Origin of the sequence: Paenibacillus sp. MSJ-34 (assembly GCF_018918005.1) — a bacterium.
Classification (GTDB): Bacteria; Bacillota; Bacilli; order Paenibacillales; family Paenibacillaceae; genus MSJ-34.
The window spans coordinates 17,850-39,973 of the sequence record NZ_JAHLPR010000028.1; the positions used below are offsets into that span (position 1 = coordinate 17,850).

Genomic DNA, 22,124 nt, shown 5'->3' on the forward strand with positions numbered 1-22,124 from the left:
GCGCCCATGTTGAGGGATACGATCAAATTCGCCTTGCCGGTAATATCCATGAATCCGATAGTTAACGCCGGAGCGCCTGCGCGGGCGTTAGACCGACGGAAACAGCCGCCTTGGGTTGTCCACGCGCACACCTTCCTGTCTTCAAATCGGCCCCGTACCACCACCCCATTTTCGTTCTCGACGGACTAGGGGAGTTCGTTTACAAACAGAATAGTCACGCGATCCGCAAAGCCGAATTGTTCTGCCTGTTTTTGCAGACGGTGCACAAATATGAGGTCAACGGGCGACCCTCTTTTTTTTCTAATCGATAATCTATAAATCATGAATAAGAGAGTCGTATTTACGTTAGATCATCCAACTTTGGCGAATGCTGCGAGCGGATCTATAAAAACCTGCTTCTACCTTCATGCCAGCAAGTACGGGAAGTATGTTCAAGAAGACTGCGGCAGTTGCGGTCATGTACTAGACATCCTCACCTATCGAATAACTTAGTAATGTCGTAACCTGAATCTTGATTTCACCTCACGATAATTTGCAACAGCATAACTGCCAATGGAATAAGAATCCACCCAATAGGAAATAATGATAATGATGAGATGTGAGAATCTGGAGGTTCGTCGATGGCAAGAAAAAAACAAAATCAATCGATCAAGAATGATTTTTTCGGAGACATTCAATCAGCCCTCGGGTTACCCCCGGACTTGGTCTGCCGATCCTTGTTTGTCCAAGGGGAACAAACCGTGCAGTGCGTATATCTGGAATCGATGGTCAATAAAAAAACGATTGACGAATACATTTTGAAATCGTTCACGGAAAATACGTTTTCCGAAGGGGAAGCGCCTCGTTCCGCCGAAAGCGGTTTTTTGCGCGAATTTTCCTTTTCCGATCCATATGAACAGTTGCGGGAACATGCCGTAAAAGCACTCCTTGCAGGCCATTGCGCACTAACCGATTTTGCAAGGGAGCGCGTTTGTCTCATCAATGTGACCGAATCCAAACAACGCTCCATTGAAGAACCGAAGTCGGAATCGACCATTCGCGGGCCGCACGAAGGCTTTACGGAAAGCATTCTGACCAATGTGGGGCTTGTCCGCAAAAGAATCCGCAACCCATTCCTCCGGTTTGATAAAATGAACATCGGCAATCAAACCGGGACGACTTTGCTTATGGTGTACATGGAGAACCTCGCCCCGGAATCGCTGGTCCGGGAAGTGCGCGGCAGATTGTCAGCCATCCGGACGGACAGTGTGCTGGAAAGCGCTTATGTGGAGGAATTCATCCAGGACCGGATTTGGTCTCCTTTTCCGACGCTTACCAACACCGAGCGCCCAGATATGGTAGCTGCCCAGTTGCTGGATGGTAAAGTGGCCGTAATGGTGGACGGAACGCCCAACGTCCTGCTTGCCCCCATGACGTTTTTCGAGTTTTTCAGTTCTCCTGAAGATTATTATCAGCGAGCGGACATCGCCACGTTTATTCGCTGGATTCGGTTGATTTCCTTTTTTACGGCCGTGTTCGTCCCTTCCTTGTATGTCGCGGCCACGACGTTCCACCAGGAACTGATCCCGACCCAACTCCTGATCAGTTTGTCCGCCCAGCGGGAAGGGGTTCCCTTCCCCGCCATCTTCGAAGTGTTGTTAATGGAAGTCGTGTTTGAAATTATCCGGGAAGCGGGGCTGCGTATGCCGCGAACGGTCGGACAGGCGCTTTCGATCGTGGGGGCGATTGTACTGGGGCAGGCGGCGGTGGAAGCCGGTCTCATTTCCGCCGCGATTGTCATTGTTGTAGCCATAACCGGCATCACCAATTTTGTCGTTCCGGTTTACAGCTTTGGCATGTCACAACGCCTGCTTCGTTTTTCGTTCGTGCTGTTGGCCGGCTTTATGGGCCTTTTCGGCATTTTATGCGGTGCCCTGTTTCTGGTTGCCCATCTGGTGTCGCTTAAGTCCTTTGGCGTTCCTTACTTCACTCCCGCTTCCCCGTACATAGGAACCGATTGGAAAGATGTGTTGGTGCGGCTGCCCCGGCCCTGGCTGAATCCGAACGGTCTGCCCGGATATATTCGGAATATGAAGAGAAAAAGTAATCTGGAGGATCAAACATGACCAACCGGTATGCAGCGGGTCTGTTCATCCTGATGATGTTTACCGCCCTGCTTACGGCTTGCTGGGACAGAACGGAAATGAACGAACTGGCGCTGGTCAGTATGATGGGGGTGGACAGAGATCCTGAGAGTGGAAAAATAACCGTATATTACCAGAACATCAACCCGCTCAGCGGCACTTCCGCCAAAGGTACGTCGGGAGGCGAACAAGCCCCTGTATACACTTACGAAATCAGTGGATCCTCTTTTGGAGAAATCAAATCTACGATTTACAAAATGTTGCCGCGCAAGTTATTTATGGCCCACTGCAAGGTGCTGCTCGTTTCTCGACGGGTGGCCAAACAAAACATACGCGATATTGTCAACTTTATCGAAATGCAACCTAATGGCCGTTCGTCGGTCCCGATGCTGATTGTCGACGGATCGATATCTCAGGTCATGAGAACATTAACTCCCCTGGAGCGGGTGCCGTCTGACACGATCGATTCCAGGCTCGACCTGCTGATCCGGAATTCGCTCCTAGTGGGAAAACAGATCAAGGTCAGTGATGTCATTGAACGGATGGAAAAGTCAGATACGATCGTATTACCGTTGATCACCGGAATGACAGAGGCACCTTCTTCCAACAGCGGGGAAAGGTCGGCGGATATCGACGCCAATCAAAACAACTTTATCATCCGAGGCGGGGCGGTTTTCCGTGATTATCGCATGGCGGGCAAACTGAATGATACGCAGCTGGTCTGGTACCATTTGCTAAATGGCGATCGAGGTCGCCACGTGCGACAGTTTCAGGTGGAAGGAAAACAGGTATCCGTGGAATTGAGACTGGTTCGCATAAAACGTGAGGTCTTCTGGAAATCCGACCAACCTGTCGTTCGGATCCGCATGGACCTCGAACTTTCCACTGCCTATACAATCGAGTCCGTCCCGAAGTCTCGGAACGAGGTGGAGAGACTTGAAAACAGACTGAATCAGATCATAGCAGACGAGTCGCTTGCTTTCTATCAAATGATAAGGGAGCGTGGCTGGGATCTGTTAAGCATCAACGACTTGTTGCGCAAACAAACGCCAAATCATCCGGATATCGACCAAGCGGCGAAAAATGTACAAATTGAGATTCGTGCAAATACCCGGCTGCTCCGAACGGGAAGCATGAGTCAACCTTATGGAGGAACAGGATGAAGCCAATGATTTCCCGATTCCAGTTTTATCTGCTGACAATCAATTATATCCTCGGAACCACCCTTTTCGTGCTGATCGGGCGGCTAGTCGTACAGGCGGGACAGGATGCCTGGCTCATGCCCTTGTGGGCAGGAAGTTTTGGCATACTCGTCGGTCTGTTCTGGACTTTTCTTTTCCGATACTACCCGGGCAAAAGTCTGGTGCAAATCCCGCTGGAAGCTTGGGGACGTTCTCTGGGAACGCTTGTCTCCGTCTTGTATTTTCTTTATTTCTGTATTTTGGCTGGATGGGCTCTTCGAAATTTAAGCGTTTTTTTAAATGGAACCATCATGCCGGAGACGCCGAAAACCGTTTTTCACGTCATGTTTTTGCTTGTCGCCTTTTACACGGTCGCTCAGGGGACGGAAGCCATCGGACGATTAAATCAAATCATCACTCCGTTTTTGTTCTTCCCGTTCTGGTTTGTTCTGTTGCTGGCAATGGTGAACTGGGATTGGGGAAGACTTCAGCCAGCTTTCCATTCCGGCCTGGGTGCCATTTTGCAATACCATTCCTTTTTGGGCTTTCCCTATATGGAAGCCATAGCGCTCACGATGCTTTTTCCGCTGGTCAAACAGGGGGCAACACGCCCCTTTTTGCTTGGGCTCTTGACCGCTTCCCTTTCTCTTAGCATGACCTTGTTTATGATTATCGGTTTATTAGGAGTGGAGAGGGCGTCACAACTTACCTTTCCAGTGTATACGACCGTGCAGGAAATTTCCATCGGAGAGGTGATCGTCAACATCCATTCCATTATCTCCGTTATTTTACTGATTCTGATTTTTATCAAGCTGTTGGTACTCGTTTACGGAGCTTCCGAAACGCTGCGTCAAGTATTTCGTCCAAAAACCCGGTGGCCTCATTTTCTGGGTTTGACGATTTTGTTGTCGGCGACCGCCTTGTCCATCTATGAAAACCCGATCCAAAACGAGGAATGGGATGAAAAATATACATTCATATATGACAGTTTCTTTGTTCTACTGATCCCCTTTTTGTTGCTAGTGACAACATGGGTCAAACGCACGTTCGAGAAGCGAAAAGGAGGATGAATTGAACATGTTGATGCTTCACATCCTGCTGGCGCCTTTGATAGGTTTACCGATGTTGGGATTGCTTCGAAAGAGACTTTATCGGGATGCAGCAGTTTTTGGGGCTGTATCTGTTATTGGATACGGATTATGGATTTGTATCGTGAATCATCGTCCTTTTATCATTACGATTTTTATTGAAAGAATGATTGAAATGTTAAAATCCATTTCAACGACGATGATATAAACGTAGAATGAATTGTTTTGCGGGTTCTTCCCAGTTTAGTACCACTATGATCCGCCAATCCTTGTGACAGAACCTTAACAGGAGATATGAAGGATGACTGAAAACGAATGATTACTAGCGGCAAAATTAATGCTTATAATAAACCGTTCCTTCATACCAGCCTTGTAGCCAGATTCTAGGGTACTGATTTTGAACGGGTTGATCTCGTGCGGAATAACCATTTCATAGATTTCCCTATCAAATAATACTTCTGTCGGAGGAAAGCAAGAAGTGAAGTCACTATAATCATAATTAAATAACCAAGCATTAAACTATTTTCAAAATAGAAGATTATCATAGGTTAAATTTATCGGAGACCAAGCAATGATCAAATATCAGGGGGAGGTCGTCGGAAACGACGGCCTTTTTACTTGGTTCAAGGGTTATGCGGCAAACTGGTCTCGTAGTAGATATGCGGCATGATAGGATACCTAACTAGAGACTGCAATTTTGCATGCTTCTTGAGACAAAAAGGACGCGTAAGCTTATGCTCTTTCATTTTACTGGTGATTCCGGATACTTTACCTTAGGTTTAGGTCCTTTAGCAAACCCGGATATACTCCTTTCAATTTTCTTCTTCCCTTAATAACACAGCTCAAAACTTCTTTTCATCGGGCATTTTTTCTTGTTATTTCGCCCCCCTTCCCTCCCTCTTTTTATTTCATAGCTTTCAGAAAAGATGCTAAAGCAATATCATGTTTGTCTATTATTAAAAACGTTTGAAATCATGATATGCTGTTCGCCGCCTGATTATTTGGCGGAAAAAAACCATGGATTCGCCATTCGGTGTGGCGGAGCCAAACCGAATAAACAGCCGACAATAGCCTAATCCCTTCTGTACATTGACGGGGGATTAGGCTATTGTCGATTAAAAAGAAAAATGCTCCCGAACCTTTGGCGAGGATCCCCGGGAGCATTCACTTCATCATGTCAAAAGTACTTTATTTCGGCCTTTCTTGCAAGGCTTATTTACGCACTTTCGAGAATCAATCTCCTGACGTCCAAATCTGCTGTGACGATTGCGGCCGGCTTCTCCATAAACACGGTCGTTATTGGCGAGGCGTTGTGACGAAACACGAAGTCATCCTGATCCCCATCTACCGCTGGTACTGTCCTGCTTGTAATAAGACGATTTCCCTTCTGCCGGAATTTCTGATTCCATGGGCCCGGTATGCGACTTGGGTGCGAGAAGCGGCATTGAAGCGCAAGCGCAAGGGATTCTCTTGGCGGCAGATCGCAGAAAGCACGACAACATCTAGCGTCCGTTACAGCTTCCGTACGTTGAAACGCTGGTGGGCAAGGCATTTGCACCGCGCAGCAAATGCGGCACTTTGGGTTGCCGGGCAATTCATTGCCGGGGGAGTAGACGAAGATATGCTCCGCCTTTACCCCACCATGATGAATCCAACGCCAATGGACACACTGGATTGGCTGAACAAACTGTTATCCCGATTCATCCCCGCTGGCGCATCTAGACGGGGCTATTGGACTTTTCTAAATGCAGGGTTACCTGCAGCATCACGCTTATAAATTCCTTCAGCATCCGCCGCCAAGGAGCACGGCAAGCGAAAGTCGCCCCCAAAATCGCTTTAAAAATCGCCTGGACGGCAAGTTGCCCTCCCGATCCCACAAAATATGCGCCCTCCCTGGTTTCTAGCGTCTATGGGATACTCTCATAGACCACAGGGAGAGGAGATTTTGCATGGATGAGCAAGCAAGGCAGCAAGAGGCTAACTTCCGTTACGGCTTGATTGCGCCCCTGGTTAGCCGCAAATTGGATCCCGGAGAGCAAATGGCACTCATGCGCGAAATTGTAAGCCACGAGTATGAAACACCGTCGGGAAATGCCGATAACCTTATGCTGCAAGATCATCAGCATTTCTTATTTTCTTTACAAATCAGTCAAATGAGTAAACTCCATGTGCGTATAATAAACGCTTGTAATAGGAAAACAGACTTCTAAATCTGAATTCAAATCGCTATAAACGAAAAAAGACCGTACAACAGTCTATTTACAATTTTTATTCATGAAATAATGCGTACTAAGATCAGTTCTCTAGCTCGCGTACTGTTTCTTTTACCTAGATGCTAACCCGGTGGAAGCAAAGTTTCCAGGGCAAAAATCTACGCGGATTAGCGGTCAGACTAGCTGACGGCTATAAAAGTTTAATACCTGATTGCAGGTCCTTATATCCAGTTGAGTTATTTAACCCCTTTTTCTATGAAAGTCAAGTAATCGCACTCTATGTGATGTGTTCAGCATCCAGCACCATTATCTAAGATTTTGAGCCCTTTTCACGTATTCATAGAGTTGTTACTTTCGAAATTCAGGTTTAGCTATTTTCCTGGCTAATATTCTAAACCCACTATAAACAAAATATCCAATTAAACAACCTGTCATATTCAAAATGATATCATCAACATCAAAATAACCTAACATTGTGACAAATTGGAAACTCTCGATCCCAATTATACTGATTAAACAAATCAACAAAGTCTTAGAAAGTTTCCTGTACTTTGTAAAAATAGTAGGGATTAAGAATCCTAATGGACAGAACGTAACAATATTACCCAAAATATTTATGAAGGCAAATGGAGTCGTTTTAAAACGGAAATAACTTGAGATACTTCGAAAAGGATCTACATTGTAGTTCCAGATCCCGATACTCCTATTTTCAAGTATGGATTGTATTCTATCAATAAAACCAATAGGTTTTACTACAATGATCGCCACGCGGCGGGGCTTTTTCCAGGATGTCGCTTTGTAAATGAGCGTTATCCCTTCGATAATCCAGTCTTCATCGACAAATCGTTTCCAGTACCGGCAGGCTGCACCTGCGCCGCAAGGCGCTGCGTCCTTTTCAGCTTGCCGACGTAGCCGATGTTCTTGCCTTCCCACAGGCTATAGAACTCCTCGCCGCCGAAGCCCTTGTCGAATCGGGCATATTTCACCGAACGTCCGCCAAGGAGCTCGAACGTGTTGTCTAAGAATGAAGCAGCATCCGTAGAGGCATGCGTGTTCCCAGATCGGAGGAAGTCATTCAGGCACAGGCGAGACTGCCCCTCAAATGTCAGTAGCGGGTGGTAGCTTTTGCGGCCGGGCTTGTGCGGGTTCTTTCCTTTCTCTGCGCCGACTTGATCGCCGTATACGGTTTCCGCCGTCGAATCCAGATCAAGGACAAGTTTAGACGGCAGGCAGGGCCGAATGACGGTCTGATTGAGCGTTCGCAGTTCGAACCGCAAGTTAGGACAAGATGTTCTCAATCGAATCAGTTCTTTGTACAGCAAGGTATGGTGTGGGCATCGCCCGCCAAGAAATCGCTTCAGAAGCTAGTCGCGCTATAGTTTGCGAAAATGAAAGAGCCGCTCGCAGCCGAGCATCCAACCCACGATGAGATAAAGCAGAATGCGGTAAATCGGAAAGAGAGAATTTCGTCCTTTGCCGCAAGAGATGTCACGTAACGCTTCGGAGAGCTTTATTTTCTCAAGGTATTCCAGAAAGATTTTGATGCCTCCGAAGCTGGTGGCATTCTCCAAGGAAAATTCAGTCTTGATCTTGCTGACGGGTGTGGTAGACTTCACCTAAAAGGTGCTCCTCTCTTTGGGTGATGTGTTTCAGTCAAACACCATTCTACCAAAGATTTGGATCCCTTTTCACGTTTCCACGGAGCTGTACGTTCGAAATTCAGGATTACTTTTCGTTTCTAATTAGTTACCCCTGAAAAATTCGAATTTAGAGTTCGCTCTACTCTCCTTGAAATTTTCAGGTGGACATATTTCCTTTGTATTCCATTTCTTTGCCTTATTTGATCATCTGAGCGGCTTTTCTGAGGTTATGAACCCAAATTCCCAAGCCGATCCAGGTTTTTGAGCCAACAAAGCCCCTGTACCGGCTGCGGTTTAAACCGTACCTGCGTTTCAGTAAAATGATTTTGGCTTCACCTGCAGCGCGGAAGCGTTGCAAATCTTTATACCATAACTGTTTCTCAAGTTCCGCACGTTTCTTGCTCTTCTTCCCTCAGAATGGGGTGCTGATTCGTGTTACACCCAGTTCTGCAAGGGTCGATTCATTTTTCTTGCTGCCGAAGGCCGCGGTCGGTTGCCACAGCACGGGGCACCGAGCCAAATCGTTCTTTATGTTGTACCACGGCGGGAACGAGCATTTCGTCGTCCGAGGGGTTACCTTTGTATAACTCATAGCCGGTTACAAACCCATTTTCGGTTTCATCGATTCGCGCTTTGTATCCGAATTCCGCGCTCTTGGATAGCTTCCCTTTTTTGATCGGGCGTGCTTCAGGATCAAAGAAGCTGACGATCCGATCTGGAATAATGCGGTTTCCGGATACCACTTGCTTGGCCTGATCGACGAGCTTTTGGGTCAAGGTAATAGCTTCACCTAACTTCTCTTTCATCGCCTTGACGGACGCCTTACCTTTATCCTTTGTAAGATTCATAACAGCTGTTGATTTCTGACATACGTCTTCCGTCATCGCAACGACTTGCTCCGTTATGGCATTGAGCTCGTCCCATGACTGTTGCGTGCGCCGGCGCAGCAACTTGGCGATCGAAAGGATGTGTTGCTTCACTTCACTGTTTTTATCCTCGAAGTTCCGGGTCGCTTCGGACGCCACTTTCCGGATCTTGCCTACCAGGCGAGTGATGACCTTTACGCCATCCTGCAGCAAGGTCGCATCGGTCGGATGATGTACATCCGATTCGACTACGGTGGTATCCGTCCGCAGCTTCCGGTGTTTGAGCACCTTCGCTTCATCCAGTTTTTGAAGCAAAAGCTCATTGAGTTGTTCGACCCATTCTTCGCCATAGCGCTGGCGCGCTTTGATCAAGGTCGTCGGATCAGGCATCTTTTCGTCAATGGGTATGCGGCAAAATCGCCGCCACGTCAGACTGTCGCCTACTTCCTGCACGAGGGATTCGTAACCGAAATTGTAGCGGCGCTTCAGATACATGAGACGCAGGAAGGTTTCAATCGCTTTGGTCGGACGGCCCCTTCGGGTGTGATGCTTCTCTAGAAAAGGCTGCATGAAACGTTCATCATCCAGCAAGGCATCTATTTTAGCCAGTTCTTCAGGCAACGACCATACGCTCTCAGAGATGATGGAATCCCACAATGTGATTTGTTCTTCACGAAGTTTCAACATTTTTCTCACCTCAAAAGGATTTTGAGGGGCAATGAAGAATTCATAAGCATAGGAATTCGGCCCCCCTTTGGATGGTTATCTGGACAATAACTAATTCCATTTTGAGGCAGTGAATTCCTTTTATTTTTGATCAAAACCCTGATTTTTTCAGGGGTAACTAATTAACAGTGAGCAACATTCAACATGCATCGCATCGGGAGTTTGTCTTCATTCTGGAAAGCTGCAGAATGCTACTTTCTTGATTTATTCTTCATTTCTTTCTTTATGCGTAATAGACTCTCCTTCTACATCTATATTAGGAAGAATTTTATCTAACCACTTCGGAATATACCAAGCTGATTTTCCCATTAGAGTCATTACAGCAGGTACTATTGTCATTCTGACAATAAACGCATCGAAGAATACTCCAAAGGCTAGTGCCATTCCAATTGATTTAATCATCGCATCAGGATTCATCATAAATCCGAAAAATACTGCCATCATAATAAGAGCTGCAGCAGTTACTACTCTACCGCTGTCTCTCATTCCATATAAAATAGCTTTACGACTATCTCCAGTATGCATATAACTCTCTCTCATTTTACTAACTAAGAATATTTCATAGTCCATAGCTAGTCCAAACAATATCCCTATTGTAATAACAGGTAAAAAGGCTAATATTGGAGATTCCGATGGAAATCCAAAGAAATTAATGAAATGCCCATCTTGAACAACAAATACCATAAATCCTAATGTTGCTCCTAATGAAAGTAAGAATCCAACTACTGCTTTCAACGGTACTAATAGTGATCTAAAGACCATTACTAAGAGTATATAAGCAAGACCAATTATTAAGGATGCAAATAATGGTAAAGCATCATTCAATTGCTGTGATATGTCAATGTTCATAGCCGTGCTACCTGTTACCATTAATGCAATATCATGTTCTTTTTCTGTTTCTTTAGATTTGTCTCTAATAAGATTTACCAAATCCTTTGTTTCTATATCATCCGGTCCGGATTCTGGTGTAATTTGAATCATAAAAATTTCTCCGGAAGGTCCAGGTATAAGTGGTGATACAGATTTAATATCTTTTAAATCACTAATTTCTTTCACTATTTCTCCAATAACTTGAGGTGTTTCCTCTGTTACTTTACTAACTTTTGCAGCAACAACTAATTGTGCATTAAAGCCTTCTCCATACCCTTCCGTTAGTAAATCATATGCTCTTCTTTCCGTCATTTCCGTTGATTTAGCTGTTCCATCAGATGGTAGCCCCAAATTCATATGGAAGAAAGGAATTGTAAGAATTGCAAGGAATGCAATGGATACTAGCGATATAATGATAGGATGTTTAGTAACCAATCTCCCCCATCTATTAGCTTTTTCTTCGTCTGTTCTATTCTGACCATTGATTTTTTGCCAAAATCTACTTTCCTTTGCAGGCGACAATCGGTGGCCTATCATACCTAAAATTGCTGGTAAAGTAATAATCGAAATAAGCACGGCTGCCAGTATACTAATAGCGGCTGAAACACCCATAAGGGTTAAGAATGGAATTTGAGCTACAGATAAACCCAATAGTCCAATAATAACAGTCAAACCTGCAAATACTACAGCACTTCCAGATGTTCCTATGGCTATTGAAATTGAATTGTTGATGGCATGTCCCTTTGCCAATTCTTGTCTGAATCGTGTAATAATAAATAGTGAGTAGTCAATACCTACCGCTAAACCCAACATAGCTGCTAGAATTATAGAAATAGAATTCAAATCAATAAAGTAGGCACCAATCATAATACCTAATAAGCTAATTCCTAAACCTAATACCGCTATAAGAATTGGTAAGCCTGCTGCAATAAATGAACCAAAAGTAATTGCTAATACAATAAATGCAACCACTACTCCAATTACTTCATAAATTCCTTCAAACTGTATGCTAGAGAAGGTAATATCTCCTCCCATTATTTCTGTCTGAATACCTGCATCTCTTGTTATTTCAATACTATCCAAAATGTATTCTTTCGATTTTTCTGACACTTTGTCAGCTTCTAACGCAAACGTAACTTGTGCGTAACCAATTGTTTTATCTTCATTTAAGTTGTTCAGCTCTATCGGTGATTGAACACTTGCTACTTTCGAATCTTTACTTATTTCATTAAGTACTTCCGTAATTTTGCTTTGGACATCCTCTGATTCCAACGTTCTATTATCTGGTGCTTTAAATACGATGTTTACAGTTGATTGTTCGGAAGTACCTGCAAATTCTCCTTTAATCAAATTGGCTGCTTTTTCCGCAGGTGTATTGGGAATAGTTAGTTCTCCATGAAAAGATGGTTTTAAACTCAGTACTAATACTGCTAATATCATCAAAATTCCTACAGTGCCAAAAAGTACCGCTTTTTTTATGTGTTGCTGACCAATTTCCTAATTTATAAAGATACTTTGCCAATGTAATCTCCTCCTGTATTTCCTGTCTGTATATGTGCTAAAACAACCAAATTGATAAAATAAACACCATGAACGATTGTTCATTTTTGTTTCAAAAAAATATCCACATTATTTAAATGTGAGACATTTCTTTAAATCGGCTTTCAGTACCGTGAAATGAGAAAAACATCAACTGGTCAATGAGGATGCTAATTTTTTCCCCATCTTCTTGAGTCTTTAAAATGGTATATAATCCTTCTACAAAATTTGTTGATAGGACATAGAAAATAAATGGTTCTTTCACAATGCTTTTATCTTCAAAACGAGAGAATATTTCTTTTTGAATAATATTATGAAGAACATCCACGACCTCGTTTTTAAAGTTCTCATATTTAGATCCCTTACTCTTACCGAAAAGAATTAAGACTTCTTTACTGTTTCCTTTAAAAATGTCCAAAATCCTATTTTTAATTTCAATCAATTTTTCATTAGGGTTAACATCAGCAACAATAATTTTATTGATCGTAGCAAACAAATCGCTATAAACCGATTCTACTACAGAATTAAACAAATCCTCCTTATTCCTAAAATATTTATACACTGTACCTAATGCAGTATCTGCGTTACTGGCTATATTTCTAACGGATGCACTTAAATAACCCTTCTCTTTAAATTCATCCAATGCAGCTATTAAGATTCGTTTTTTAATTTCCTCTTTTAAATATTGCATTCGTGAACCTCCGTTCATTTTTGAATAATATATATTTTATCATGCATAAATCTACTTGTAAACCAATTTAATTAATTGAGTTTCCGCAAAAATGGATGGCATGTAATTACGGAGGTGTGTATCTTAAGAAAATCCCCCAAAACAGAGATGAAAAGTGAGAAATATTACCTGAAAACAGCAAAAAACCTCCCTTTGATTGGTATAATTTAAGTACCGCCAAAATTAATCTAAACAAAAATGTAAATTATTAGGGGTTTTTAACATGTTCCATTCCACCACAGATGTGTATGTAACAAAACGGGAAACGATACATTTTGCAAAAGACCTGGTATCCGAATCTGGTCAAGTCGAATCCAAATTTATTACCCAAACCATTTACTGTCTGTTGAAGTCCAAAAGTGTGATTCTTAGAAATATCGCAGTCGCCTTGAATGAATTCATTCAGGTAAAGAATACAATTGATCGATTAAGTCAGAATCTGCAACGACCGTCTCCGTCGCTCACCACCCGCTATGCGAAATAAATGGTGAATGCACTTGATGAGGACGCGTTAATTCTGGAGGACGACTCCGATGTGATCAAACCGTATGGTCGAGCATTCGAAGCGTTGGGGCAGGTCAGAGACAGCTCGAGTAAAGATTACAAGATTGAAAAGGGTTATTCGGTCACGGAAATAGTCGGTTTGACGCCCCGCAGAAGCAACCCGTCAACCTCTTCTCTCGGATCCATTCTTCCACAGAGAAGGGATTCAAATCAACAAACGAAGTGCTGTTAGAGGGACTCCGTCACGTCATCGGCCATTTGAAAAAGTAGGCTACATTTGTTTTTGACGGGTGTACCCTTCTTCCTCAAAGTCGGAAACGTAGGCCGTTTCGTCAGCTGAATTCTCTACTACCAGCAACATATCGATGATTGGCTTGGCCCGGCACCGAAGTATATCCAACATGCTCTAATTGCAGAACCTTGTTGCCAAGTATTGAACGAATTCGTTCGGCCTCTTGCTCGAAACGTTTCTGAAGCCTTTCCTCACTGGCAGATGCCATTGTCGAATGGTCACGATACGGTGTCAAATATTCCACACCGCTTTCTTTCAGATAAGATATGGAATCGCAGAACTCTTTAATATACCACAAGCGTATATGTAAGCCAAAGCATATACCTTGCCCTCGACCCTTTAAACGGCGTCAGCAGCTATTGGTTCGCTTAACTCGATACTCGTTGGAAGACTTTTAGAAAAAGACAAAAAACTTTTTGACTCCTTCGGCTTTTATAGTGGGACCTGCTTCTTTTCATTGTCGATTTCTTCAACAAGGTTTATTTCGAATCAAATGTTAACTTAATATTTATTGGTTGCAAAGTTCTTTTAAGTGGTGAGTAATAATTTGTTCCGTTTTTTCAATGGTGAATATATCCGGTCTTAATAGAGCATGTATGGATAAACCTTCAATGACTGCAGAAAGCCTTAATTTTTCGATTTCAATATCTATGTCTTTTTTTACATAGCCTGCCTTTATCAAGATTTCAAGCAGTGCCTCCATTAAAATGTATTCTCCTTCGATGAGTTCATCTTTTTTCGTGTTCAAAACTGCACTTGTAAGTGAACGAATGACGAAAACCAGCCATACGCCAGCTTCAGCTTGTTTATCCCGATCGACAGGAACCAATTCTAACAACGTTTCCTGTACCGCAATGAAAGGGTCTTGTGACCATGATTTATTCTTCGACCGTTCTTTCCCGCGAGCAAGAAAATAATCCATGATAAATAATAGTAACTCATCCTGGTTTGAGAAATAATGTCTCAATGCTCCGGCAGACATTCCAGCCTCAGATGCGATTCTGCGGATAGATGCTTTTTCAATACCTTCGGTTTCAATAATTTTCCAAGCCGTTTCAGCGATGAGCTTTCTTTTGTGATCATGATCAACAATTTTCGGCACTTCAAATCACCTCTTGTCTTATTTAACACACTGTGTTATTATTATTTTATCACAGTGCGCGAAATAAATAAATAAGGAGGATGTTTAGGTGATTGAATTCATTGAATCATTAATTCCTGCCAACATAGATTTCACAACAGCACTCCTCATTATTGTGCTCTGTGCTGTCATTGATATTTTAAGCCCCGGGGTATTGGCGATTACAGCTTATATCCTTCTCATACAAAAAGAAAAAACAGCATCGCGATTGATCGTTTTTTTATTTTCGACACAATTTTGCTATTTTATAATGGGTATCTTGGTTTATCTCGGAGTTGGGCCGATTCTTGGTATTATAGAAAGCATGGCGAACAATCAAATTTCAAGTTGGTTTTATACGATACTTGGAGTCGCCTTTGTACTCATTAGTTTTTATAAGCCTAAAAAAGGGATGGAATCCCGATTTTTGGAATGGTTACCTACGCAAGTGTCTATAAGAGGAATGATCATACTCGGTATTATTGTCTTTGCGATTGAGTTTACCACAGCTTTACCGTATTTTTACTCGATATTACTAATGGATGGTTTAGCGTTTCATACGGGTTTGTCCATTGGCATTTTACTTGGCTATAACGCGATTATGGTACTTCCTTCAATCTTACTATTGATCGTGTTTATACTATGTAAAAACTGGATAATGAATCAGCTTGAACAACTGCGATCAAAATTAGTAAAAGCTCCGTTGTCTTCTGTATTAGTCGGAGTGGCAGTTATTGGGGCGATTTTATTCAATATTGGCATCAGGGGAGTTCTATCTTGATATTCGTTATGTAAAAAGGAGATGTAGCGTTATGAAAGAGATTACAAGCGGTGCAAGTTTACTTCTATTGCTTCAGGGAGTTGGAGGTATCATAAATCGATTGGCAGGCGGGGGACCAAGTTGGTTTCTCGTCAATTACATCGATGCATTGCAAGGATATGAAATAATAGCCAGTATAATTTTAGTGATATTGGGAGCAATTATTGGTGTGGGTTCTCTTAAAATAAAGGATAAAGTTGACTAACCTATTATGTCTTGAAGATCTCATAGTTATTCCTCACCCTTGAAGTTTATTCTATGAGCATGATACTTGGGTGAGGAAGGCTCGTAAAGTGTTCATGGTTATTCAATCAAACGTTGCTCTTCCGCCATTCTTCTTGATTTAATTCCCCGTTTATTGCAGCTGCGGATACAGCACCTGAAGCAGCTGCAACAATAGATTGGTGTAAGTGTGTAGTTGCATCCCCTGCTGCATAAACACCAGGTACACTAGTTTTTCCAAACTCATCGACTTCAATGATTCCAGTATCCAACATCCGGCAACCAAGGGCAACTGGCAAATCCGATCCAAGTTCCAATTCCGGCTTGAAGAAAATCCCTGTGCACGAAATTTCCGTCCCATCCTCAAGCTTGATATGGCTTACCATGCCTTGATTTGATTGGATTGAATGTATTGGTGCATTAAATACCGGGATATTATGTGCGCGCAATTCTTCACGTTCTGCTTCACTCAATTCATCGGGACCATTTGTACAAACTACTAACTGCTTCGACCATCCAGAAAGCAATGGGACAAAATGCATTAATGTCGCTCCTCTGTTTATGATAACTAATTGCTGATCCCTTAGTTCCCAGCCATCACAATACGGGCATACAAACGCACTCTTACCATAGACCTCTGCCAACCCTGGTATGCCAAGATCACGATCCTTCATTCCGATAGCAAACAGCAGTTTACTAGCGGCTATCTTCACCCCCGAAACAGTTTCCAACAAAAATTGTCCATCTTCCCCTTCTATCAACCTGACGATATCTTCCAGATGTGAAACCGATGGATAAGTGCGAAGCTGTTCTTTCGCAATTTTTCGAAAGTCATGTGGGCTAACGCCATCACGTGTTAAAAAGCCATGAGCCTCTCTAGTCACTGCATTACGCGGTTGGCCCTCATCAATAATCAATGTCTTCTTTCTAGCACGTCCTAGTACAAGTCCAGCACTTAAACCTGCAGGACCTCCTCCAATAATAACAACATCAAATTCCTTCATGATTAACTCCCTCCCACTTCGTTTAACTTTCCATACGAGAAGTGATTACTCAGTATAATGCATGGGCTTATTTTCAAAATGGCAAATCTACGGCGTAAACTCGATTTGTCATTTTCTGCATATTTCATTCTAGACTTGACTTTTATTAAATAGTCTATCCAATTTCAAGTAATCTAACATGTACTTTGCAAGTGTTATGACTGAAAAAATCAACATTAAAATTAATGTGATGGAAGCGCCGGGTGGTGTACCCAATTCATAAGAAGCGACTAAACCACTTAACATGCCAACAAGCGCAATGACCATTCCATTTAATATGATAAGTGTTGTTTTTCAAAGGCAAACACAATCAAAGTACACGCCTCTTTCTTCATCCGCCTGAATATCATGCCCATCTGGATCAAAAATTCCCGCACTTCCGGAACCGCCATTGTTTCGTACAACGCGTCCCTTATGCGGGAACTCATCTGATGTAGGCGCTTTGGTTGATTCATCCTCATGAATAATTAAACATGCTTTGCTCTTCTAACTGAATGAGCACTTTGCCGAAGCGCCCTCCTTGTTTGATTGGGATCGTTTTTCCAGGATAAGTTTGATCCAGATAATCTTCAATGATGGCCTGCGTATTCTCATCTACTGGATAATTGTAAAAGTTAAGCCAATGTAAAACCTCTTGAATGGCTTCCGCACGAGACACAACCCTGGCTTTCATTTCTTTTGTGACGAGTGAATGAAAGGCGTACCCTTTTAGATAAAGCAGCTGCAGCAAATACATCATCTCGGAGTTTTGATGCTTGTTGTATGAATGGTTTAACAGCGGTAATATTTCAAGGGTGAGGCTGTGTTCTTTAGGACCTGCTGCCAAGCTGATATAACAAAATTTTCGAGCGCAGCTGATCACTTTCTCCACCATCTCCCAGTCTGTGATCGCCGGGCACATTGACACAAAGACAAAATCAAAAGCTTGGTTCCAGCCTAATGTCTTCGTATCCATATCTTCAAAGGCTGCGCGCACGATCTTTACCTTACCGTCGGCCCATTTTTGATTGTTGTGCTCCAATAGTTCTGTGAACGGAAGCGACGGCTCAACGGCGGTCACATCTGCTCCTCTTTGCGCAAAGGGAATAGAAAATATTCCAGAGGCCGCTCCGATGTCGAGGACAGAGGCGCCATTAAAATTTACGCCTTGATTTTCCAACCAGCCGATAATACGTGCTGACCGTCTTCTTCCTTCATCGTTGAACGATTGCTCATTGTAGTTTTGGGCCGCGATGGCGCCAAAAGTGAATCTCGGCTCGATCCCTGCTGATTTCATCAAGTTTACACCTGTCGTTTGGTCGTCCTTCCAAGCTTGTTCCCAAGCAGCTTCGTTGCGTAAGATTTCGATCATCTAGGTAAACACCTCATTTCTTAATTTAAATGGATTTCAGCTTATGCCTCAAGCTGTTCTCATTCCCCTTCCAACTCTCCTTCAAGCTCTAGGTATTTCTGCCGCAGCTGATGCAAAACTTGTTCATCCGGTGTCCAGTATCCTCGCTGCTCGCTTTCCAGCAATGTTTCGATCATCGCATGGTAAGCCCAACGGTTGTTGTCCTGCAGCTTCCGGCTAAGTGCTTCATCAGCCATATAGACGTCATGCAGACGATCGAATACCCAAGGTTCTACTTTTCCAGTCGTGGCTGCAAGTCCCAGTACATACTCGAATCGGCTGGCCATTTCCTTTGCGCCATGATAAGGATGCTTCAAGAGATCGTTGATCCATTTCGGGTTCGTTAAGCGAGTCCGTACTCCGCGTGCAATCGCATGTTCGGCAGATTCTGTCTTGATTTGCTCCCCTGTCGTATCCGTAATATGAATGTCTGCTTTACGACCTTTCATTACTTCCACAGACTTTGCCAAGCCGCCAAAATACTCATAATAGTGGTCAGAATCCGTTACTTCCCATTCATGACTGCTGCGAATTTGCGACACAATATCCACCTCCAGCATATGTGACCGGTACAATTCCGGCTCCGCCTGTCCTCGCGCTAGTGCGCTGTATACATGCTGCTGGCTGTCCGTGTATGCCGCTCCGAGCTCAGACTCCTCGTTCCATAGCTTCGTCTCGATCATCCGCGTCACCGTCGTGCCATACTCTCCTTCTGCCGGGCCGAAGATGCGGGCGCAAGCTAAGTCATGCGCTTGACTTGCCTCATATCCGGCAGCAAGCAGCTCCTCCTCCATGCTTCGTGTATGAGCCTTGAACCAATTGAGCTCATCAGGTTCATCCAGCTCCGAAACCTTGCGGAATAGGTCATGTAATTCTTCCAGCAAATTCGGAAACAAATCGCGAAAAACCCCAGTAATATGCACCATGACGTTCAAGCGCGGTCGGCCTAATTCCGCAAGCGGGATCACTTCATATTCTGTACGGAACGTTCCGACTCCCCCGCCAATGCGAACCCCCATATAATGCAGGATTTGCCCAATGGTTTCCCCTTGTGTGCGCGACGTCTCGATCCCCCAGAGGATGACCGCCGTCGTGTGCGGGTAGTCCCCGTGCTGCTCGCGATATTGCTGTATGGAGTTTTCGGCGACAATCGCCCCCCGTTCAGCAGCTGTACGGCTGGGCACTAAGCGGGGATCGAATTGGTACAGATTGCGTCCGGTCGGCAATATTTCAGGTGTTCGCAGCACGTCACCAGCGAGCTTAGCTGGAACGTACCGGCCTTCCAACGCCCGCATCAGCCCTTCTGCTTCCTCATTTTGCAATGATCTTAGGTAAGCTTCGTAACCGTACTCGAGCGAAGCTTCCAACTGCTTAAGCCAATCTGGATGTTCACTCTTATACATGTCCGGGATTGCCTTGTTTGACACATAAGCGGTCACTAACGCATTCGCTTCCTCATCGAGCTGGCGCAGCAAGCTCACATGCTTGCCCGAAGTTAGCGCATCCGCCCGAACGCCTTGACGTTCAGCGAGCAGTCCGCGAATTGAGCGAATATTTCCCCGCTCGTGGCGAAGCACGAATTGCATATGGTTCAAAGCGACTTCAGGAGAATAGCTGTCGCCAAGCACATGCAGTCCACTAGGGATGAGCGAACGCTGCATGCGATAGAGCTCCTCCTCCATGTGTTCTACGGTCTCCGCGGAGAAGTCAAGCGACTTCGCTACCGCCTGCAGCTCTTGTAGAATCGCCTCACATCGTTCCGGCGCGAGCTGCTTCGCTTCACGATATTCGTGCAGCAAGGCTTCAAGCTCACGCCATTCGCCATACAGCTCAGCTTCAGTAAAAGCCGGCGCCTGATAGCCGATCAATACGGCATGGCTGCGCCGCTTGGCGATCATCGCTTCGGACGGATTCCCTACGTAATAGTAGTACAAATTTGGCAAATCCCCGAGTAAGTCATCCGGTACACAGTCCCCAGACAGAGCGGCCTCTTTCCCCCGCTGAAACTCTAAGGTGCCGTGTGTCCCGATATGGACGATGGCATCCGCTTGAAACTGTTCACGAATCCATTGATAAAACGCAGTATATTGATGCGTAGGTAGTAACGAACGATCGTGCAGCGACTTCTCTGGATCCTCATGGATACCGCGTGAAGGTTGCAGGCCGATAAACACTTGGCCGATCATTAGACCGGGTATGAGAAAGGAGCCGTTGTCCGTCATGATGTCACCAGGCGGCTGACCCCAGCGGCTTATCGCTTCTTCTCCCCATGAACGACCGGATAGCTTCTGTGTGAAATGGGGATCCGCATAACGGATCAACTGACTCGAAGCTTGAGGATCAGACCATTTTGCGGAATTGACTAGACCGCCCTCTATAAATCTGGCACGCAGCTCCGCCGCTGACAGTTCCTCGGTATGATATCCTTGCTGCTTCAGCCAGCTCAATAAACGTGCTATCGATTCGAATGTATCCAAGAAGGAACCGCCGAACACCGTTCCTTCGCCTGGCGGATAATTGTAGCCAATGAGCGCCAGCTTCTTCTCTGCATTGGGCTTGCTCCGCAGGGCAAGCCAGCGGCGGATGCGATCTGTCAAGCGTTTCGTCCGTTCAGGGATAAGTGCAAGCCGCTTTAGCGGAACGTTTAGCTCGGCGTCTTCCCCGTCTTCCTGCAGTGCCGCTATCGGAAACATCTCCACGCTCCCGTCAAGCTCCGGCAGCATGACCTGAACGAGCAGCAAAGAAGGTTCAAGTCCACTCGCAGACTGTCTCCATTCTTGTTCCGTTCTACTGTTCAACAATAGCGGATGCAGCATCGGCACATCGAGCTGTTCCAGCATCTGCACAGCCCCGTCCTGATTTCCTCCGCCGGGACCAATCCCAAGTCGGAAAGGCAGCAGGTTCACGATAAGGTCGACTTGGTGACCGTCGCCAAGTAGCAACTCGCGCAGACGGTCGAGCGGAATGTTCATCACTGAAGGAAACGCGATCGGCATGACGTTCACGAAAGCCTCCAATTGTTCCTTAAGCTGCGCAATACATTCTGCGGTATCGAGCGGATTGCTATTCCCAAGATATAAAATCGCGACATTCGGCCGACCTTCGTCGTAGCGATTGCTTTGCCGGTAGCTGGCTGCAGACGAGTAAACCGTGCGACTGCTCGGCTCCATGATCGTTAACTCCCGAACATATACCGGATCCTTAGGCTCCGGCAACAGGTGACAGCCGCCGTATTCTCGGCCAGCCAGACAAATCAGACCGAGCATATTGTCAGTACCTCCGCCCCGCCAATATTCGGTAAATCGAACGTAGTGTTCATAATCCGCCTTACCCTCATCCATTCCTTCTAGCGGCAAGGACGTTGCCGCATGTGTATGCCCTTCTTGTCTAGGCAAATTTGCAAAGGTCAGACTGCCTAGCCTGAGCAGCGAAGCGATCTCAGCGGAGTTGCCGCCAAGCGGAACGATATGAGCCGTCCCTTTGCTTAGCAGGCTACTCAACCATTCGACAACGTCCTGGCGGACGCCATGTGCATCGAAGATGACAAGGTCAGCTCCAACAAGCGTGGCTTCCACGTCCTCAAGCTCGTCGATCTTCCGATTCCCTAAATCGATGATGGTCAGATGCAGCTGATTTTTCTGATTTTGATCAAGCAATTGATATGCTTCAGACAAATGCGACAACGTCGTTTCCCCGTTTGTGAGTATGGATAGCTTCAACGCGCCATCCTCCTTTCCGTAATCCATAAATCATTATT

The 22,124-nt window shown here is 44.7% G+C and carries 17 protein-coding genes and 2 pseudogenes; 8 read left to right on the plus strand and 11 right to left on the minus strand.

Annotated features, from left to right (window positions below; all coding sequences use genetic code 11):
- Window positions 1–620 precede the first annotated feature (620 nt).
- The 6 genes from KQI79_RS15085 to KQI79_RS15110 all read left to right on the plus strand — a co-directional run bounded on the left by KQI79_RS15085 (window position 621) and on the right by KQI79_RS15110 (window position 6,602).
- Window positions 621–2,105 (plus strand): spore germination protein, encoded by a 1,485-nt coding sequence (locus tag KQI79_RS15085; RefSeq protein ID WP_216539089.1) that lies wholly within the window; start codon window positions 621–623, stop codon window positions 2,103–2,105.
- Complete coding sequence (locus tag KQI79_RS15090) at window positions 2,102–3,286, plus strand: Ger(x)C family spore germination protein (protein ID WP_216539090.1); 1,185 nt, start codon at window positions 2,102–2,104, stop codon at window positions 3,284–3,286. The genes KQI79_RS15085 and KQI79_RS15090 overlap by 4 nt, the downstream gene beginning before the upstream one ends.
- Window positions 3,283–4,374, plus strand: coding sequence for a GerAB/ArcD/ProY family transporter (locus tag KQI79_RS15095; protein WP_216539091.1), 1,092 nt, complete (start codon window positions 3,283–3,285; stop codon window positions 4,372–4,374). The genes KQI79_RS15090 and KQI79_RS15095 overlap by 4 nt, the downstream gene beginning before the upstream one ends.
- Before the next feature lie 7 nt (window positions 4,375–4,381).
- A complete protein-coding gene (locus tag KQI79_RS15100; RefSeq protein WP_007130946.1) occupies window positions 4,382–4,600 on the plus strand; it encodes a hypothetical protein in 219 nt (72 codons plus the stop codon).
- Between the two features lie 900 nt (window positions 4,601–5,500).
- Window positions 5,501–6,169, plus strand: coding sequence for a DUF6431 domain-containing protein (locus KQI79_RS15105; RefSeq protein WP_216539092.1), 669 nt, complete (start codon window positions 5,501–5,503; stop codon window positions 6,167–6,169).
- 172 nt (window positions 6,170–6,341) lie between these two features.
- The gene (locus KQI79_RS15110) at window positions 6,342–6,602 is read left to right on the plus strand and encodes a hypothetical protein (RefSeq protein ID WP_007130949.1); all 261 of its coding nucleotides are present in this window, start codon (window positions 6,342–6,344) and stop codon (window positions 6,600–6,602) included.
- A gap of 351 nt (window positions 6,603–6,953) precedes the next feature.
- Here KQI79_RS15110 and KQI79_RS28285 read toward each other — a convergent pair whose 3' ends face one another.
- From KQI79_RS28285 to KQI79_RS15140, 7 genes and pseudogenes are all read right to left on the minus strand, one after another.
- Entirely contained in the window at window positions 6,954–7,373 is a 420-nt protein-coding gene (locus tag KQI79_RS28285; RefSeq protein WP_356710800.1) for a VanZ family protein, read from the minus strand.
- Window positions 7,362–8,221 (minus strand): annotated as a pseudogene (locus KQI79_RS28290) (transposase); the annotation flags it as partial. The pseudogene KQI79_RS28290 and the gene KQI79_RS28285, both read right to left, overlap by 12 nt.
- Window positions 8,222–8,441: 220 nt before the next feature.
- Window positions 8,442–9,798, minus strand: a pseudogene (locus KQI79_RS15120) (ISNCY family transposase).
- Window positions 9,799–10,041: 243 nt separating this feature from the next.
- Window positions 10,042–12,147, minus strand: a complete 2,106-nt coding sequence (locus KQI79_RS15125; RefSeq protein WP_230192068.1) for an MMPL family transporter — start codon at window positions 12,145–12,147, stop codon at window positions 10,042–10,044.
- 193 nt (window positions 12,148–12,340) lie between these two features.
- Window positions 12,341–12,937, minus strand: a complete 597-nt coding sequence (locus tag KQI79_RS15130) for a TetR/AcrR family transcriptional regulator (protein ID WP_196427080.1) — start codon at window positions 12,935–12,937, stop codon at window positions 12,341–12,343.
- An 814-nt stretch (window positions 12,938–13,751) separates the two neighbouring features.
- The gene (locus tag KQI79_RS28470; RefSeq protein WP_373872046.1) at window positions 13,752–13,883 is read right to left on the minus strand and encodes a GrpB family protein; all 132 of its coding nucleotides are present in this window, start codon (window positions 13,881–13,883) and stop codon (window positions 13,752–13,754) included.
- Between the two features lie 397 nt (window positions 13,884–14,280).
- Complete coding sequence (locus tag KQI79_RS15140) at window positions 14,281–14,874, minus strand: TetR/AcrR family transcriptional regulator (RefSeq protein ID WP_095397584.1); 594 nt, start codon at window positions 14,872–14,874, stop codon at window positions 14,281–14,283.
- 88 nt (window positions 14,875–14,962) lie between these two features.
- Between KQI79_RS15140 and KQI79_RS15145 the strand changes: the two genes are divergently transcribed.
- Both KQI79_RS15145 and KQI79_RS15150 read left to right on the plus strand, forming a co-directional pair.
- Window positions 14,963–15,673, plus strand: a complete 711-nt coding sequence (locus KQI79_RS15145) for a GAP family protein (protein WP_055109555.1) — start codon at window positions 14,963–14,965, stop codon at window positions 15,671–15,673.
- A gap of 31 nt (window positions 15,674–15,704) precedes the next feature.
- On the plus strand, window positions 15,705–15,917 hold the full coding sequence (locus KQI79_RS15150) for a hypothetical protein (protein WP_216539093.1): 213 nt from the start codon (window positions 15,705–15,707) through the stop codon (window positions 15,915–15,917).
- 106 nt (window positions 15,918–16,023) lie between these two features.
- Here KQI79_RS15150 and KQI79_RS15155 read toward each other — a convergent pair whose 3' ends face one another.
- The 4 genes from KQI79_RS15155 to bchH form a co-directional block, all read right to left on the minus strand.
- Window positions 16,024–16,938 (minus strand): NAD(P)/FAD-dependent oxidoreductase, encoded by a 915-nt coding sequence (locus KQI79_RS15155; RefSeq protein ID WP_216539094.1) that lies wholly within the window; start codon window positions 16,936–16,938, stop codon window positions 16,024–16,026.
- A 129-nt stretch (window positions 16,939–17,067) separates the two neighbouring features.
- On the minus strand, window positions 17,068–17,259 hold the full coding sequence (locus KQI79_RS28025) for a metal ABC transporter permease (RefSeq protein WP_306437000.1): 192 nt from the start codon (window positions 17,257–17,259) through the stop codon (window positions 17,068–17,070).
- Window positions 17,260–17,434: 175 nt separating this feature from the next.
- Entirely contained in the window at window positions 17,435–18,328 is an 894-nt protein-coding gene (locus KQI79_RS15160) for a class I SAM-dependent methyltransferase (RefSeq protein WP_155609851.1), read from the minus strand.
- A 59-nt stretch (window positions 18,329–18,387) separates the two neighbouring features.
- Complete coding sequence (gene bchH / locus KQI79_RS15165; protein WP_216539095.1) at window positions 18,388–22,086, minus strand: magnesium chelatase subunit H; 3,699 nt, start codon at window positions 22,084–22,086, stop codon at window positions 18,388–18,390.
- Window positions 22,087–22,124: the final 38 nt, after the last annotated feature.